Source organism: Pseudomonas cannabina, assembly GCF_900100365.1.
Lineage (GTDB): Bacteria > Pseudomonadota > Gammaproteobacteria > Pseudomonadales > Pseudomonadaceae > Aquipseudomonas > Aquipseudomonas cannabina.
This window is the reverse complement of sequence record NZ_FNKU01000001.1, coordinates 2,011,727-2,028,439: the sequence shown is the minus strand read 5'-3', so window position 1 is coordinate 2,028,439 and position 16,713 is coordinate 2,011,727. Positions and strand designations below refer to the sequence as shown.

Here is a 16,713-nt window from a genome sequence, read left to right as displayed (position 1 = left end):
GCCATTTCAAATTCAGCGACGATCAGTATCGAGCCTTGGGGAACCCGGAACCGGTCAGTCGCAACCGATAGCGATGACAATAACTATAAAGGAATCTTGCCGTGGATCGGCCATTCAATACAGGCAGTCCGACAGGACTGGAACAGGCGTGTGGGACAGTCGGTGATTTTGCCGCTTTTAGTGTCGATGGCCCTGATGCCCGGCAACTTCAAGACTGCGCAGGTGTTGAAGGTGATTATTTATGCTTGCCGCAACTCATTACTCCACCCATACACGCTGTAGCTCATCAGCGTGAGGAACATATGGACGTGTTCTGGGGGCAGTTCGGCGATGCGCTGGGTATCGAACTCACGTCGGTTGATCTGGCCACTCGCGAAGCGAGCGCTATAAAAGTTGCCCGCCTGTTCAAGCGTTGTCTGGACGGTCTGCAGCAGAGTTTGAAAATACGCAACGAGATTACGCATGAACTGTACGCGGACCTCTCCGACGTTACTCACCCTGATGTCAGCGGTGTCGAGTCTGCGACGGGCGAAACACTGATCAACGGCCTGCTGAACGAGGCGCCACGTCATCTCCTGACTGAAGTAACCATTACTCGCGCCTTTCGTGAGCTTCAGGCCCATGAGACCGCGATGCTGGCAGGTTGTCGTGTGATGGCGCAGGCAGCGCTCGAGCATTTTTCACCGCGCCAGCTTGGCTGGCAATTCGAGCGTGACCGTGGCAGGCCGTGGCTGCTGACCGATGGCCGCCAGTGGCGTGACTATGCACGACACCATCACGATCTGCAGCGGAGCGGCCAGTGGGATGAACACCTGCTTGCCCACAACTTCGCGCCGGCTTATCAACAACAGTTTCGTCTGATCGTCTCTTTTCACCAGGATGTAAAGTAATGACCTCCATGATTATTTATTTCGCTCGGTTAATCGGGCTGCTGCTATTGCTCTCGATGGCCGGGTGTTCGACGCTTTCGCCTTATTCCACGCAAACCCGTCTGGACATCAGCCTGGATGCCGACCATCAGCTTAATCCTGATTTGAATGGCAGGCCTTCGCCGATTGTACTAAAGCTGCTTGAACTCAAACGTCCTGTGACGTTCGGGAACATGGATTTCTTTTCTCTTTATCAACGCGCCGATCAGGTACTGAGCGATGACCTGGTGGCCACTGAAGAGTTTGAACTTCGTCCTGGTGAAGTGCGTGAGTTGAAATTGAAACTGGCCGATGGCAGCCATTATATCGGTGTGCTGGCCGCGTATCGAAACTTGCCGCACACCCAGTGGCGTCAAATAATTAAAATACTCCCCAGGCAGCAGAATCGGGCCGTGTTCGTGCTGGGTGAGTCTGGTCTGTATCAGGCAAACAATAAGGCCAGCGCAGGGAATCCGACATGAATTCACACAAGGTTATCTGGCAGGAAGGCATGCTGCTGCGTCCGCAGCACTTTCAGCACAATGATCGTTATTACGACCATCAACTAAGAGTGCGTACACAACTCGCAGGGCCCTATAACTGGGGTTTTACCGCGCTGGAAATTGATCCGCAGTTTCTGAGTTCGGGACAGATCGTGCTTGCTCAGGCTTCGGGCATATTGCCGGATGGCAGCATCTTCGACATACGCGACCGTGACAGGCCGCTGGCGCTGGATATTCCTGCCAATACTTCATGCATGTCAGTGTACGTTGCGTTGCCGATCGTGGCTGGCAACTGCATCGAGGCGCGCAGTCAGGAACAGGCTGATGTCGTGGCGCGTTTCAGCGCTTATACCGTCAGCATTCTGGACTCAAATGCGGGGGAAGAGAGTGCCACGCCGGTCTTTTGTGCGCGTCCGGAATTTCGCTTGCTGCTCGGTGAACCCTGTGGCGAGCACGCTTACGCGATGCTCAAGTTGTGCCATGTTTTGAGTTGCAGCCCGGACAAGGCAATAACGCTGGACACGGATTTTTCCCCCACATTCATCAGTGCGGGCGGTTCTCGCTACCTGATGTCCTGCCTCAAGAGGTGGTCAGCCTGCTTCGCCATCGAGGGGACGTAATAGCCGAACGTATCGGTGCGCAGGGTCAGGCAAGCGGGGCGCAAGTAGGCGACTTCATGATGCTGCAATTGATCAATCGCAGCGCGCCGCTGCTTCAGCACTACCTCAATATCAGGCATGTCCACCCCGAAAAACTGTACAGGGTCTTGCTGTGCTTGTTGGGTGAATTGTCTACATTTGCCGATAACAGCAGACGACCCCGGCTTGACGGCGACTACCAGCACAGTGACCAGGGTGCGACGTTCCTCAACGTCATGCTCGCCATTCGACAGATGCTGTCCATGGTGCTTGAGCAGCATGCCCAGGAACTCGAGCTGCAAGTCAGACAGTATGGCGTTCTGGTTTCCCCGCGGGTTGACCGCGAGCTGTTGGGTGCCGCCTCGTTTGTGCTTGCAGCCCGCGCGCAGTGCGATGCGGAAGAGCTACGCCTGCGGCTGCCTTCGCACCTCAAGGTCGGGTCTGTGGAAAGTATCCGCGAGCTGGTTGCACTGCATCTGCCGGGGATCCGCTTGAGGCCCTTGCCGGTAGCACCACGGCAGATTCCGTTTCATGCCGGCAAGACCTATTTCATTCTCGACATGGATGAGCACGAGCAAGCCGAAATCAATACATCCGGAGGGTTTGCCTTCCACGTCTCAGGCGAGTTTTCCGGGCTTGAATTGCAGTTCTGGGCGATCAGAAATTGAACAGAGCGACCGATAAGCAGAACACTCGCGGTGAAAACCCGATTGTCTATGGACGGAACACGACCCGTCCGGAAAGCGACGGATTCACAGACATTAATGAAACGAACCTGTTTGAGGGTTTGCAGGAACGACTGCTTTACAGCGCTGCACAGACACCTGAGAAACCGCTCATTGTGCACGTCAATCCGCTTGTTGCCGCGGCGAGTGAATTGCTTGCTCATGTGTCAAGGCTGGCTGTGATGGATGGCGTCGGCGATATCCACCTCTTGAACGTCAAGCTATCAGAACAGGTGAAGCATTTCGAGGCCGAAGCCAGGCGGCACTCGATAGAGAATGATCATCTGCTGGCCGCTCGTTATGTGTTGTGCACAGTGGTGGATGAGGCTGTATTGAACACCACCTGGGGCAGCACGAGCGACTGGTCGAAGATCAGTCTGCTGAGTCGCTTTCACAAGGAAACATTCGGCGGCGAGAAATTCTTTCAGCTCCTTGAAAAGCTGTCCGCCAATCCAATCAGGCACTTGCCGATGCTCGAACTGATGTACCTGTGCCTGGCACTTGGGTTCGAGGGCAAATACCGCTCGAATCGCCGGGGCGGCAACGAGCTGGAGGACATCCGCGACGCCCTTTACCGACAGATACGGCACTTGAGAGGCGATGTGTCGCGAACACTCTCACCCCACTGGCAGGGCGCAGGATCGTCGAGCGTCGATCAACTGCGCATCGCCCCGCTGTGGTTGATCGTGCTGTTCACCTTTATCAGCCTGAGCGTGCTGTATTCGGGGTTCGCCTGGGTACTCGGCGAGCAACGTGAAGCTGTCCTCAAGCCCTTCCAGTCGGCGGATCTGGCGGTGCTCGAGCGCCGGTCCTGAAATGAGAAAAGTCATGAAAAGCCTGTTCAAAAAACTCCTCACGTTGCTGTGCCGCACCTGGTTCTGGTCGCTGCTGTTGGTAGTGGGTTCAGCGACTCTGATCTGGACCGTCGGCCCATTGCTGGCAGTGGCGGACAAGCGGTTCTGGGAAAGTCCGATTGCGCGTCTGGTAACGATCAGCGTGTTGTTTCTGGCCTGGGGACTCGGGATCGTTTTCGCCAACTGGCGCGCCGCTGTGCAAAAGAAGCGGATGGAAGACAGTCAAACCGGTCAGGAGCGGCTGCGTCAGTCTGTGGCCATGGACAAAGAGTGTGTGGAGCTCGTTAGCCGCTTCAAGGATGCCCAGCGGGTGCTCAAAGAATCAGCTGTGTATGGCGACTTGAGCACGCGCCACCGGAACGAATTGCCTTGGTATGTGCTGATTGGCCCAAGTGGCAGCGGCAAGACCAGTCTGCTGGATTTTTCCGGCCTCGACTTCCCCCTTGACAGACCCGGTCGCAGGTTGACCCGCGACACACGCAGCACCAGCAGCTGCGAATGGCATTTTACCGAGCAGGCGGTTCTGCTGGACACCTCGGGTCGCTACTTGGACCAGCCTGAGCCTGAGGTCGACCGAAGTGCCTGGATGACACTGCTGGAACTGGTGCGAGGCCGTCACCGGACCCATCCGCTCAACGGTGTTCTGGTGACGCTACCGATGGACATTCTGCTTGATCGGCTCGACGAGCGTCTGGAGAAAACCGCAAGCGACGTGCGGGCTCGCCTGGACGAGGTCTTTCAGCAGCTGCATGTTGAGGTCCCGGTTTATCTGGTACTGACCAAGGCCGACTCGATCTTCGGTTTCGATGAGTTTTTTGACCAGTTGTCCCGAGAGGAAAGCGCGCAGGTCTTGGGGGCAACTTTTCGAAGCGGGCAACGAGACGATGATAACGATGTACTCGGTCTGGAGTTCGAAACCTTGCTGCAGCGCCTCGGCAGTCAGGTTATTACCCGGATTCACCAGGAACGCGACAGCCAGCGCAGGGGGAAGATGCTCGAGTTTCCCGATCACCTTGGAAAAATCAGGCGCCAGCTGAGCATTTTCGTCGAGCTGGCGTTTTCCGGTAACCGCTATCAGCGGGCCAGTCACCTGCGTGGGGTTTACCTGACGCGCGCACCGCATCTGATCCAGGGCGATCAGCCGTCTGGCGGTGAAGAGGGGAGCGGCCTGCCCGTGCGGCATGCCGGGCAGGCCCGGTTCATTCATGATGTGCTGCGTCATGTGATTTTCCCCGAAGCCGATCTGGCCATGCTCGACAAACAAACGCGGCGAGTGATCCGTTGGCGTCAGAGGGGCGTGTACGGTGCGGCGTTGCTGTTTCTGACTGTATCGGGCGTGCTGTGGGCAACCGGTTTCAGCGCCAACCACGACCGGCTGGAACAGCTGCGTATCCTGGGGCAGCAACTGGTGCAGCAACGTTCATCGTTGACGGCTCAGGATGACTTGCTGGCAGTCCTCGAACTATTGAATACCCGCTACGCCGCCGCTCGGGTGTTTCCGGACAGCAGCGACGTCGCTCTACACGAACGTGTCGGGCTCTATCAGGGAGAACCCGCCAACGACGTGCTGTTACGCGCTTACCATGCTGACCTGCAGACGCAGTTGCTGCCACGTGTGGTCCGTATGTTCGAAGCCCGGATAGTGGACAGCCTGCAAAATCGAGAGCAGTTGCTCAATAACCTGCGCGCCTATTTGATGCTGGTTCAGCGCGAGCACCGGATACCGTCCGCGCTGGAGGCGTGGACCGCAGCCGACTGGTCAATTCGTTATGCCGGCCACGCGCAGGCGCAGCGCGAGTTGAACCAGCATTTCGGGCGCTTGCTGACGTTGCCTTTCACCCATCCTGTCAACGATGCGCTGGTTGCACAGGCGCGCCAGACGTTGCGTAATGAATCTTTTGCCCACGTGGTCTATCGGGTGCTGCGTGATAAAGCCCGTGTATTGCCGGATTACAGCCTGACCAACCACGTTGGTCCTCAGGGAACAGTGCTGGCAGGGGCGGATTATCGGATTCCCGGGCTTTATACCCGGCAGGGCTACGAGCGATATTTTGTGACTCACGGCACTGGCGTGGTGACTGAGATCATGCGGGATAACTGGGTGCTGGGTGAAAGCACCCCGTTCAGCGCGACTCGCTTGCGTGCGCTGATGATCGATCTGGAAAAACTGTATTTCCGTGATTATGCCGATCACTGGGCCGAGGCGATCGGGCGCGTTTCACTGCAACCTTTCGAAGGACCTGTGCAGGGCGCAGCGCAGATGGCCGGATTGACCGCAGCCCATTCGCCGCTGGTGCAGTTATTGATTGAGGTCCGTGACAATACGCGCTTTGCGTTTCTTGCAGACAGTCTCGACACACTGAAAGCCGAAGCTGATAAAGCCGTCTCTGCACCCGTTGCGCTCACGCAGGTCGCTGCAATTGGCGAGCAGTTGCAGCAGTCGGCTGCCAGCAGTCTGCCCGAGACGGCAAAGAGATCCTTGCAGCGACGTTTCGATCCGCTGCATCGATTGCTGGATGATGATAACGGTCCCGCTGCCGATCTGGTGACAGGACTGACTGCCATCAATGAATTGCAGATGCAAATGGCCACCCTGGGCCGCTCGGGTCAGCCAGATCTGGCTGCCTACGAGATGGCCAAGGGACGAATGTCGGGACAGCAGGACGCGCTGAGCAAATTGCGTAATGCCGCCACGATGCTCCCTCAGCCGGTTGGTGGCTGGTTCAATGCGCTGGCGGAAGACACCTGGAGCTTTGTGCTGTATCAGTCTCACCACTACCTCAATCAGCGCTACAAGGCAGAGTTGTATGGGTTCTACGAGCAGTCTCGCGACAAGCGTTACCCGTTTCACGCACACAACAGCAGCGATGTGGCGCTTAACGATTTTCGCGAGTTCTTCAAAGCGCAGGGGATTGCCGAGCGCTTCTTCGATAGCTACCTGAAGCCGTTTGTCAGCGGTGACCCCGGGCGCTATCGCTTGCGAACCATCGATGGCTTCAGTTTGCCGATGAGCCGTGCCTATCTGGATCAGATGGCAAGCGTGCATAAAATCCGCAAAGGTTTCTTTGCCGAACAGATGCAGGAACCGCAGGTGCAATTCACCCTGGAACCTCACACTCTTGACCCCGGCGTGCGCCGCGCAGAGTTTACGCTGGGTGATCAGTCGCTGGAGTATCGCCACGGTCCGATTGTGCCGATGCCGTTCAGCTGGCCTGTCGATGTCGAAGATGGGCGTGCGAGTCTGGTCATGGAGGGCATGGTCGGTCGGCCGCTGGGCATCGAAAAGAATACCGGGCCTTGGTCGTTGTTCCGGCTCATTGATCTGATGCAGGTCGAGTCGCTGAGAGGGCGCGATGTTCTGATGCTCAAGGCGGATGTTGGCGGTATGCGTGCCCACTATCTGTTGTCGAGCCAGCGTGCGCCGAACCCGTTCGACATGAGTGCGCTACGCGCCTTTCGGATGCCCGCGCAGCTTTGATGGCGGGAGGGGGGATGAGAGACAGGCCAGAAAAATCATGGGCTTGGGCGTAAAACCTCTCAACGAAGATGAATTAAATTTAAGACAAATTGGCCAAGCTCATCCAGCGGCGGTTGATACCATGGCGTGGCAAATGGCTACCGCGCGGTATGCAGCGCCTGGGAATTTGGCTCTATAAGGCCTGGCCTCGCAACGTGCGGGGCCGGGTTCGTTAGAACACTCGACTTTCGCACCGAAAATACCCATCTGACGCTGCATGAAACGCCTCATTGGCTGCGCCCGGTTGCCAGACCGCTTAATCGAACGACCCCATCTCTGCGTCCAGACAATCGATAAAACAGGAAAAGTTTCAATGAGCATGCAATCGTTCATCGCGGCCGTGCAGAAAAACGGTGCCCGCACATTTCGGCAGGCCTCGTGGATAGCCACGTCCGTGGCTGTTTCGTTGACCGGCATCCTGCCCGCGCAAGCAGCCGGCGATCCTGCCGTGGTAACACCTTGGGGCACGATAAACGAGCCGCCCAGCCCGCCAGTCTGCAAACAATTACCCGCCACCTTGACTCCCAAGGATGGCTCGCTGGACAGTGTTGACAACGCAGCGCTCGACTCTCGGCCTGACCAGGACAGAATCCAGAGTGCAATCAATGGCTGCGCAGCGGGGCAAGCTGTCCAGTTGGTCAAAGGTGCAGACAACAACTCGGCGTTTCTCAGCGGTCCTTTGCAGTTGAAATCAGGCGTTACGCTCTGGATCGATGAGGGCGTTACGCTCTTCGCGTCACGCAACCCCAAGGACTACGACAACGGCAAGGGCACTTGCGGCGTAACGACGGTCGCCAATCAGGACGCCTGCAGCTCACTGATTTCGGCAAAAAACACCCACGCCAGCGGTGTCATTGGCAAAGGCGTCATTGATGGACGGGGCGGCAGCCTGCTGACCGCCGGTGCAAATGCCAACCTGCGCAGCTGGTGGGACCTTGTTTACCAGAAGACCTTGTCGAACATTTATCAGCAAAAGCCGCGCCTAATACAAGTCAGTGGCGGGACCGACTTCGTTATTCAGGGGCTGACGCTGCAAAACGCGCCGGACTTCAACATTGTGACTGACGGCGTGACCGGCGTGACGGTCTGGGGAATCAAGATTCTGACCCCCAGCCGGGTTTACAGCGTAGAGGGTTACCACTGCCCGACCGGTTCGACGCCCGACCAGAAGACCCCCGGCACCTGCTTCACTCCGGAAACCGTGAAGAACACGGACGGCTTCGATCCCGGCCAGTCAAACAAGGTCCTTCTGGCTTACTCCTATATCAGCACGGGCGATGACAATGTCGCGATCAAGTCCAGCAGAACGTCTGGCAGCCGTGATCTGATGTTTGCACACAATCATTTTTATTACGGTCACGGCCTGTCCATTGGCAGTGAAACCAATGGCGGCGTACACAATGTCAGCGTTGTGGATTTGAGCGCCGACGGTGGAGACAGCCAGGACGGCATTGGACTCAGAATCAAGTCGGGGGCAAAAAACGGTGGGACGGTAGACGGCATCAGCTACGAGAATGTGTGCATGCGCAACGTCAAGTTTCCGATGGTGTTCAACACCAATTACGGTAACACCAGTGGCACGTCGTACCCTGATTTCAGCGGCATCACGGTGAAGGGCTTTCATTACCTGAACAGCCCACGATTCGGTGGCGGCAAGATGACGTTTGCCGGCTACGACGATAACGGTCAGAAACGACCGATTGCCATCACGCTGGATAATGTTGTCTTCGACGGCACTCAACCCGGCTTCACAGCGCTGACTGCCACCCACTTCATACTGGGACCAGGACCGGTCAGTTTTGCCAACAAATTAGTGCCTTCGATAAAAGATGACGTCACGGTGTCCGGTACTCCAGGCGAGGGCACACCGGTCGACTGCACGGCAGCATTTGTGCCTTTGAGGACGGTCCTGCCTGGCGCCCCGTTCTAGCAAGCGTCAGTCGACCAGCCTGACGAGACTTGGCTCCATCGAATCCGCACTCATTTCAAGCAGCGCCAGCGTCACCGGCAGTTTGAAGCGTCTTCTGCCGGCACTGCCCGGGTTCAGATACAGCGTGTCCCCGCGCCATTCGATGCGGGGTTTATGCGAGTGCCCGGTGATGACCAGTTTCACACGGTCATCCAGCAACGCCGGAACATCGGCGATGTCGTGGACCAGCAGGATGTGCCAGCCTTCGATGGCGAAGCGCAGGTGATCGGCGATGGTCGTTGCCCAGGCTGCGGCCATGTCGTTGTTGCCACGCACGATGTGCAGTGGGGCGATGGCGCTGAGTTGCTCGACAATATCCTGACTGCCGATATCGCCGGGATGGATGATGGCTTCGCAGCCTTCAAGCGCAGCAACGGCTTCAGGACGGAGCAGTCCATGGGTGTCGGAAATCACGCCAACTTTCATGCAGATTCTCGGTAAGGGCAGGGTGGACGCGCAGTGTAACCCGTTGTGCGCGCCCAGCCTGCTTGAAGCCATTGGCGGTAGCCCGTTTCGATCCACTCGGATCAGGCCTGACCGACCTTGATCACTACTTTGCCGAACGCACCTCTGGCGAGGTGTTCATAGGCCTCACGCGCCTGTTCGAAAGGGTAGACGTGATCGATGACCGGGCGAATCCTGTGTTCGTTGAGGAATGTGTTCATCCGGTCGAATGACGAGCGGGGTGCTACGGCAATGCCACGAAAGGTGGTCTGGCGGAAGATCATCGGCATTAGGTTCAGCGCCGAAGTCTGGCCGGTCAGAAAACCGATCTGCGCGATGCGTCCTCCGGCTTTGGTGGCGGCAATCGATTGGTTGATGCCGTCGCCACCCGCCACGTCCAGCAGCAGGTCGACGCCCTTGCCGTCAGTGAGTTTCAATACCTCATCTGCCCACTCGGGGTGGGTTCGATAGTTGACCCCGGCCACGGCACCCAGCGCTTTCACTCGTTGCAGATTTTCGTCTTTGCTGGAGGTGGCGATGACTTTCGCGCCGAGCGCCGTTGCAATCTGCGCGGCGAAGATCGACACGCCGCCCGAGCCCTGCACCAGAACGGTTTGCCCGGCCTCGATCTGGCCGAAATCGACCAGTGCGTACCAGGCGGTCAGGGCGGCAATCGGCAATGTGGCGGCCTCTTCGTCCGACATGGCATCCGGTGCGCGCACCGCGCTTTGTTCGTGGATGATCATGTATTCGGCCAGCCCGCCCGGCAAAGGCGAGCCAAAGCAGTAGTCGGGTTCGTCCGGGCCTGGCGGGCCGTCCAGCCAGCGCGAATAGAGGTGCGAATTGACACGATCACCTACCGCGAAACGGCTGACCCCTTCGCCGACAGCGACGACAGTGCCTGCAGCATCGCTCACCGGGATAAGAGGCTTCGGCACCCGATGCGGCTCGTAGATACCGTCGACAATGGCTTTGTCGCGAAAGTTGAGCGACACCGCGCCGACTTTGACCAGCAGTTCTCGGGCTTTGGGAACCGGCGTATCGGTTTCTCCCAGCACCAGGTTGTCGAGCCCGAAGTCGTTTAACAGCCATGCTTTCATTTTGAAGCCTCCAGCGATCATAGGGTGCACACAGAGGTGTGGGCGCTGGGGGCATTGTCGGTAAAACGCTGTTGCAGATAAATGCGCGAAAATCGACAGGATTGTTATCCTGCAACGCAACAATCGTGCGGCGGATCTTCAGGGGAGATGGCCAGATGGACCTTTTACAGTCGATGCAGGTGTTTGTAAAACTCGCTGAACTGGGCAGTTTTACCAAAGTGGCCGAGGCCATGCAGGTCGGTCGGCCGCACCTGACGCGGACCATTCAGGATCTTGAAGCATCGCTGGACGTCCGGCTGTTCCAGCGCACAACCCGCAGCGTGAAGCTCACCGCCGAAGGTCAGCGTTTCTATGAGCGCGTGAAAGGCAATCTGGCGGATCTCGCTGAAACCACGTCGATGTTTGATCGAAACGGTTCGGCGCTGCGTGGGCGGCTGCGAATCGATATTCCGGCAGCGTTCAGCCAGCGCAGTTTCATGGAAACGCTGAGGAGCTTTACCCAGGCTTTTCCGGATATTGAAGTCGTGCTGGGTGTTACCGACCGGACCGTGGATCTGGTGGCGGAGGGCATTGATTGCGCGTTGCGCATTGGCGAGCTGCCTGATTCGAGTCTGGTGGTCAGAAAAATCGGCAAGGCCACAATGGTGACCTGTGCCGCACCTTCCTATTTGCATGCCTTCGGGACACCGCAAACGCTGGACGATCTGAAACGTCATTGCGGGGTGAGCTTTCTGTCCGGTCACAACCATCGGCCTTTGCCCTGGCACTTTTCATTGAACGGCGAGGATCTGCCGTACCCTGCGCGCGGAGGAATTACCGTCAACGAGTCCAATGCCTACGTGCAGTGCGGGCTCGCCGGTTTCGGAATTCTGCAAGCGCCAGGCATTACCGTTGAGTCATTTCTGGCCAGCGGGGAGCTGGTTGAAGTCCTTGAGGCGTTTCGCCCGTTACCGCGTCCGGTCTCTGTGCTGTATCCGAGCCGGACTCATCTTGCGCCGCAACTGCAGGCATTTGTCGAGTGGCTGCGGGCACATTTCCCGCAACTTCATCCTCGCTGGTTCGACGTTCACTAGGAAAGCGCCCCCGGACAAAGGCGCTGCTATCAGGTCACGTCAATCAAGCCCAAGCGCCAGCACCAGCCGCTCAAGTCCGACGCCGAACCCGGCCCCTTCACGATAGGCGCCGCCACCGACCACTTGCTGCTGCGCACCCAGGCCCGGACAGCGCATCTCGAAACCGTTGCCTTCCAAGTAGTAACTCAGGCCGCGTTTGACGGCGACATTCAGTTCGTAATCCAGCCCCAGCGAGTCGAGAAAACCCGTGCAGATCGCCTGACTGCGCTGCAATGCCTGTTGCGGTAACGGGCCAAGAATTTCCAGTCCCAGCTGAGTGAATTCCCGATAACGCCCGGCCTGCGGTCGTTCGTAGCGGTAACAGCGTGCTACATAGAAAAACAGCGCTTCGCTGCGTCCATTCAGAAGTATTTCGCTGCGCTCCTGAAACAGCGCAGTCGCCTCCGGGATCAGGCAGCAGGCGCGCCCGGCCTTATCATTGAAGGCCCACATCTGACCGATGATTTCACTGCCGCCGGCTTTTTCGATAAAGGTGTCCTGGCCCCACAATGCCGGGACGATGGCTTCTTCAGCACCCGCTTCGATGAAGGCAGCTCCGGAAACGATTTTCCGTTTCACGCAGGATGGCGGCTTCTGGTCCGGTCACGATACGGGTTCCACGTAACATGGTCATAAGGGTGATCTCCGTTGTTTTTAAGGTGATGAATCGGTTTTCAGGTGACAAATCTACAGGCAATAAAAAAGGCGCCTGAGCAGACTGTGTGAAAACCTAGCAATCTGCGCAGCGCTCAAAGAAAATGCTCCGTATCGAAAGATACAGAGCATTTTTCGTTATGGCCTACATCCAAGGTGAGTCCCGCAGCCAGACCAGCCTATTCCCGGTCTCGCTGGAAGAGTTGATCCCCGAGGATCACCTCGTTCGTGTCATTGACCTGTACGTTGCCAGGCTCGATCTGGTGCAACTGGGCTTCGATAAAGCGATTCCAAAAAGCACGGGGCGCCCTGCTTATGATCCCGCCGATCAGCTAAAACTCTACCTCTACGGCTATTTTCAGCGGATTCGCTCATCGCGACGTCTTGAAGCCGAGTGTCAGCGCAACATCGAAGTGATGTGGCTGATCAACCGGCTCAAGCCCGACTTCAAGACCATCGCCGATTTTCGCAAGAACAATAAACCCGCCTTCATCGCGACCTGCCGTGCTTTCGTTCGGTTTTGTCGCACGGCAGGCTTGATCGCCGGTGAGTTGGTGGCCATCGACGGCAGCAAGTTTCAGGCGGTCGCATCCTCACGGCGTCATGTGAATTTGAAGCAGCTCAAGCGCCAGGAAGAAAAACTGGATAAGCGCATCGCTCAGTATCTGGCCGAGCTGGATGAGGCCGACAAGGCTGAAACCACAGATTCAATTGATCGCAGCGCAATCAAGGTAGCCCTGGCACAGCTTGAGGCTCGACAACAGGATAATCAGAGTTGCCAGGCACTGATGCGTTCGATGGGCATCGAGCAGTTCAACACCCATGAAAGCGATGCCCGAATGATGCGCACGGCCAAAGGGCCACGTGTGGCCTACAACGTGCAAACCGTCGTGGACGCCGAGCATTGCCTGATTTTGCATCATGAGGTCACCCAAGATGGCGATGACCGAAAGCAACTGGAGCCGATGGCCAAGGCCGCCAAAGCAGAGTTACAGCAAGATGATCTGACGGTCACTGCCGATGCCGGCTACTCCAATGGCAAGCAGTTTCAGGCCTGCGAGGATGCTTCGATTACGGCCTATGTACCGCCCAATCGTTCGAAAAACCCTGGCAGTCAGGAAGAGCAGCTCTTTGAGCGAAAAGACTTTATCTATGAGACCGGACACGATCGTTTCCAGTGTCCGGCAGGCAAATGGTTAACGCTAAAACAGCACAACAAAGGTGATCGGATCTATCAGGCTGAGGTCGATGACTGCGCCAACTGCGCGCTGAAAACGCAATGCACTCGAGCCCGGCGCCGTTATGTCTCACGACATGCCCATGAAGAGGCTTTCGAGCGGATGGAGCAAAGAATGCAGGCGCATCCTGAGATGATGGCCAACCGAAGATCCATCGTTGAGCACCCCTTCGGCAACCTCAAGCAATGGCTATTTGGTAATGGCCGTTTCTTGCTGCGACAACTGGAGGGTACAAAAGCTGAAATGGCCTTGGCGGTGAATGCCTATAACCTGAAACGAGCGATTAAAGTGCTCGGTGTGCGCCATCTGATGGCTTTGATGGGCTGAGCGGACATTTTTTTCGTCTGCTGCCAATACAAAAAAAACGCCCCGAACAAGTCGGGGCGTTTGCTTGGGCCTTCATCAGTGTGTTTTCACACAGTCTGTGAGGCGCCTTGGTCTGTTTCACTGATGGGTCAGAACATGGATCTAAGTCTGATCAATCGATGAGCACAAGCAACCGCAGCACCTTGGAAAGGGGCCGTGAGGGTGATGTCGATTGCTTCGAGGAATCTGGTTCATGGGCTGATCCTTGCACGCTTTCAGTCGTGGTTCAAGCGCAGTCGAGCGCAGGCTTATCTCAGTCGTGCCATGCTCAAGGCATCGACGAACACACCATCGCGTACGGCGTAGTCGCGCAGGCGACCCTCGACTTCGAAACCAAACTTGCGATAGAGACCTTGCGCGGCTTCGTTGTCGGCATACACCGTGAGCTCAACGCGATGCAGATTCATCCAGTTGTCCGCCACATCCAGCGCCGCTGCCAGCAACATTGAGCCAATGCCCTTGCCGTGCCAGGCTGACGCGACGCCCATGCCGATCGAGCCCACATGGCTCTGTCGGCTGCGTGCGTACTGCTCAAGGCCTATGTTGCCGATCACTTCGCCGCCATTCAGAGCGACCAGTTTCAGATGGCGATCAGTGCTGTCCGCCAGCCTTTTGCGCCACACATCAATTGACTGGTAGGGCATCTGCAGTACTTGGCGACAGACAGCCGGCTGGTTGTACAAGGCGGTCACACCTTCCAGATTGGCGTCGGTCAGGCGCTGGATGAGGACTTGCGGCGCGGGCATGTGCACGTGGATTCATTCCTTGAATTGAAACGGGCTGAGGAGTTTAAAGCTCAAGCATTGGTTACGGCCAGCATGCGCAATAAGATGTTGCGCGCGATCTTTCATAAGTGTACCGTTGTGTTCACTTATGAAGGGGGTCGCATCATGTTAGCCACTTCGAATACTCGATCATTTCAGGAACCCATCAAGCCAGGCATCGGCACGCGCATCTTCGCCGGCAAGCAGGCGTTGCTGTCAGGTGAATACGCCGGGGAAATTCGTGAATTGCTGGAGCAGCGGGGTGTGCTGGTGTTTCCGCAGATTCACTTCACAGACGCTGAGCAGATCGCCTTCACTCGCACGCTTGGCACCTTTGCCCCGGAAGCAAGTGACGGGCAAAACATCACCAAAATCACTCTGGATGCGAAAGAAAATCCGGCGGGCGCGGAATTTCTCAAGGGTTCGCTTTACTGGCATATCGACGGCACCAGCAGCGATACGCCGATTCTGGCGTCGCTGTTGTCCTGCAAGGCGACAGCGACCTGGGGCGGGAATACGGGGTTCTGCAACACCTACGCCGCTTACGAAGGCCTGTCGAGCGCTGACAAACAACGTTACGAATACCTCCGGGTCATTCATGCACCCTGGGCATCGTTACTCTATTACAATCCCGAGCCCAGCCTCGCGATGCTCACTGCCATGCAGGCCATTGGCGAGAAGGAGCTGCCGTTGGTGTGGAAACATCGCTCCGGTCGCAAATCGCTGATTCTGGGCTGTACCGCACAGCAGGTGCTGGGTGTCAGCCTGGAGCAAAGTGCGCAGATTCTGGTGGGCTTGCGCGAATGGGCCACGGCTGAGGCGTTCAGTTACAGCCATGAATGGCAGGTCGGTGATCTGGTGATCTGGGACAACACGGGCACCCTGCACCGCGCGGAAGCTTACGATCCGGCATGCGGGCGGATGATGCATCGCACCAAGTTGCAAGGCGAAGAGCCGTTCGAGTGACCCGTCGGCCTGCGACATGCGACATGCGACATGCGAGCGACTTCCCGGCGTCCATACTGAGCCGCTCATTTTGAAACGAATCGTTTACCGGACAGGAGATGCAGTCATGTGCGGACCTAAAGAGCCTATTGCGGGTGTGTTTTTATTGTTGGTTCTGGCTGCCGGAGGCTGGGTGGCCCAAGAGCCATTTCCTCATTTCGGGATTGATCTGACGCTGGACACTCCCGCGCACCGGGAAAACTCATCCAGACAGATTTTGCCCCGGCACTCGCCGCCACTCGATGACAGCCAGTTCAGCAGCGCAATGCTCGAACCCGTGCACATGTACGCGGCTATAGAGCAGCCGAACCCGCTCTGACCGGATGCAAGCTGCGCTCAGCGGTCAGTCAACGGCCGTGAGGGCCGGGTTCGGCAATATTGGCGAAGAAAATACAGCCGATCAGTCGCGCAAACAGGGTTAGCGTTTCGGCCAGATCGGGGTCGTCAAACAGCGTTGTGCGTGAATCCAGGGCGCATAGCGCGCCATACAGTTGCCCGTCCGGAAGAAAGATCGGCACGCCCGCGTAACTCTCGATGGCATACCTTTTTACAACTGGAAGACTTGCGTATCTGCCGTTCTGGCTGATCTGCGGCACGAACAGTGCCTGGGGATTGACGCAGAACTCGCTGCACAGGGTGGTTTCCAGTGCGAACACGTCACCGTCGTCGATGCCAAGGTCATTCGGGTCATAGACCGAGCAGGCTATCCAGTCCGAATCGGTAAACTTCGCGATGCCAGCGAAGCGCATGCCTGTCAGGCGAGTGACGAGTCGCAGCACGTTGGTTGTGGCTTCGATCTCGGCAATTGCAGAGCGCTCCTCAGTGGTCAGGCCACCCCTTGAAGCCGTCAATTCCAAACTCATGCAATTCTCCGGAATACTTAATGTGCACGCAGCGTTGCATGCTAACTGACCCG

Annotated in this window: 14 protein-coding genes and 1 pseudogene; 10 read left to right on the top strand and 5 right to left on the bottom strand. The window is 57.2% G+C overall.

Annotated elements, in window-relative coordinates; translation table 11 throughout:
* Positions 1-101: 101 nt before the first annotated feature.
* The 6 genes and pseudogenes from BLT55_RS09435 to BLT55_RS09410 all read left to right on the top strand — a co-directional run bounded on the left by BLT55_RS09435 (position 102) and on the right by BLT55_RS09410 (position 9,075).
* On the top strand, positions 102-890 hold the full coding sequence (locus BLT55_RS09435) for a type VI secretion system-associated FHA domain protein (protein WP_223862784.1): 789 nt from the start codon (positions 102-104) through the stop codon (positions 888-890).
* Between the two features lie 8 nt (positions 891-898).
* Positions 899-1,390, top strand: coding sequence for a type VI secretion system lipoprotein TssJ (tssJ, locus tag BLT55_RS09430; RefSeq protein ID WP_055001254.1), 492 nt, complete (start codon positions 899-901; stop codon positions 1,388-1,390).
* A pseudogene (gene tssK, locus BLT55_RS34760) lies at positions 1,387-2,717 on the top strand (type VI secretion system baseplate subunit TssK). The gene tssJ and the pseudogene tssK overlap by 4 nt, the downstream one beginning before the upstream one ends.
* A complete protein-coding gene (gene icmH, locus BLT55_RS09420; protein WP_055001247.1) occupies positions 2,699-3,589 on the top strand; it encodes a type IVB secretion system protein IcmH/DotU in 891 nt (296 codons plus the stop codon). The pseudogene tssK and the gene icmH overlap by 19 nt, the downstream one beginning before the upstream one ends.
* A 13-nt stretch (positions 3,590-3,602) precedes the next feature.
* Positions 3,603-7,106 (top strand): type VI secretion system membrane subunit TssM, encoded by a 3,504-nt coding sequence (gene tssM, locus BLT55_RS09415; protein WP_055001248.1) that lies wholly within the window; start codon positions 3,603-3,605, stop codon positions 7,104-7,106.
* A gap of 352 nt (positions 7,107-7,458) precedes the next feature.
* Positions 7,459-9,075, top strand: a complete 1,617-nt coding sequence (locus BLT55_RS09410; RefSeq protein WP_055001249.1) for a glycoside hydrolase family 28 protein — start codon at positions 7,459-7,461, stop codon at positions 9,073-9,075.
* Positions 9,076-9,081: 6 nt separating this feature from the next.
* On the opposite strand, the gene BLT55_RS09405 is transcribed toward BLT55_RS09410, so the two are convergent.
* Positions 9,082-9,540 carry a metallophosphoesterase family protein gene (locus BLT55_RS09405; protein ID WP_055001250.1) on the bottom strand — a complete coding sequence of 153 codons (459 nt, stop codon included), beginning with the start codon at positions 9,538-9,540 and terminating at the stop codon, positions 9,082-9,084.
* A 101-nt stretch (positions 9,541-9,641) separates the two neighbouring features.
* The gene (locus BLT55_RS09400; RefSeq protein WP_055001251.1) at positions 9,642-10,658 is read right to left on the bottom strand and encodes a zinc-dependent alcohol dehydrogenase family protein; all 1,017 of its coding nucleotides are present in this window, start codon (positions 10,656-10,658) and stop codon (positions 9,642-9,644) included.
* A gap of 173 nt (positions 10,659-10,831) precedes the next feature.
* Here BLT55_RS09400 and BLT55_RS09395 point away from each other — a divergent pair, with 173 nt between their 5' ends.
* On the top strand, positions 10,832-11,731 hold the full coding sequence (locus BLT55_RS09395) for a LysR family transcriptional regulator (RefSeq protein WP_055001252.1): 900 nt from the start codon (positions 10,832-10,834) through the stop codon (positions 11,729-11,731).
* 39 nt (positions 11,732-11,770) lie between these two features.
* On the opposite strand, the gene BLT55_RS09390 is transcribed toward BLT55_RS09395, so the two are convergent.
* Positions 11,771-12,349 carry an ATP phosphoribosyltransferase regulatory subunit gene (locus BLT55_RS09390; protein WP_055001253.1) on the bottom strand — a complete coding sequence of 193 codons (579 nt, stop codon included), beginning with the start codon at positions 12,347-12,349 and terminating at the stop codon, positions 11,771-11,773.
* A gap of 215 nt (positions 12,350-12,564) precedes the next feature.
* On the opposite strand from BLT55_RS09390, the gene BLT55_RS09385 reads away from it, so the two are divergent.
* The gene (locus tag BLT55_RS09385) at positions 12,565-13,989 is read left to right on the top strand and encodes an IS1182-like element ISPsy6 family transposase (RefSeq protein ID WP_055001182.1); all 1,425 of its coding nucleotides are present in this window, start codon (positions 12,565-12,567) and stop codon (positions 13,987-13,989) included.
* A gap of 287 nt (positions 13,990-14,276) precedes the next feature.
* Here BLT55_RS09385 and BLT55_RS09380 read toward each other — a convergent pair whose 3' ends face one another.
* Positions 14,277-14,780 (bottom strand): GNAT family N-acetyltransferase, encoded by a 504-nt coding sequence (locus BLT55_RS09380; protein ID WP_054999017.1) that lies wholly within the window; start codon positions 14,778-14,780, stop codon positions 14,277-14,279.
* Between the two features lie 138 nt (positions 14,781-14,918).
* Here BLT55_RS09380 and BLT55_RS09375 point away from each other — a divergent pair, with 138 nt between their 5' ends.
* Together BLT55_RS09375 and BLT55_RS09370 are read left to right on the top strand one after the other, a co-directional pair.
* The gene (locus tag BLT55_RS09375) at positions 14,919-15,758 is read left to right on the top strand and encodes a TauD/TfdA dioxygenase family protein (protein WP_054999019.1); all 840 of its coding nucleotides are present in this window, start codon (positions 14,919-14,921) and stop codon (positions 15,756-15,758) included.
* A 106-nt stretch (positions 15,759-15,864) separates the two neighbouring features.
* A complete protein-coding gene (locus BLT55_RS09370; protein ID WP_054999016.1) occupies positions 15,865-16,116 on the top strand; it encodes a hypothetical protein in 252 nt (83 codons plus the stop codon).
* A gap of 28 nt (positions 16,117-16,144) precedes the next feature.
* Here the strand turns inward: BLT55_RS09370 and BLT55_RS09365 are convergent, their stop codons facing one another.
* The gene (locus tag BLT55_RS09365) at positions 16,145-16,660 is read right to left on the bottom strand and encodes a GAF domain-containing protein (RefSeq protein ID WP_054999015.1); all 516 of its coding nucleotides are present in this window, start codon (positions 16,658-16,660) and stop codon (positions 16,145-16,147) included.
* Between the last annotated feature and the right edge of the window lie 53 nt (positions 16,661-16,713).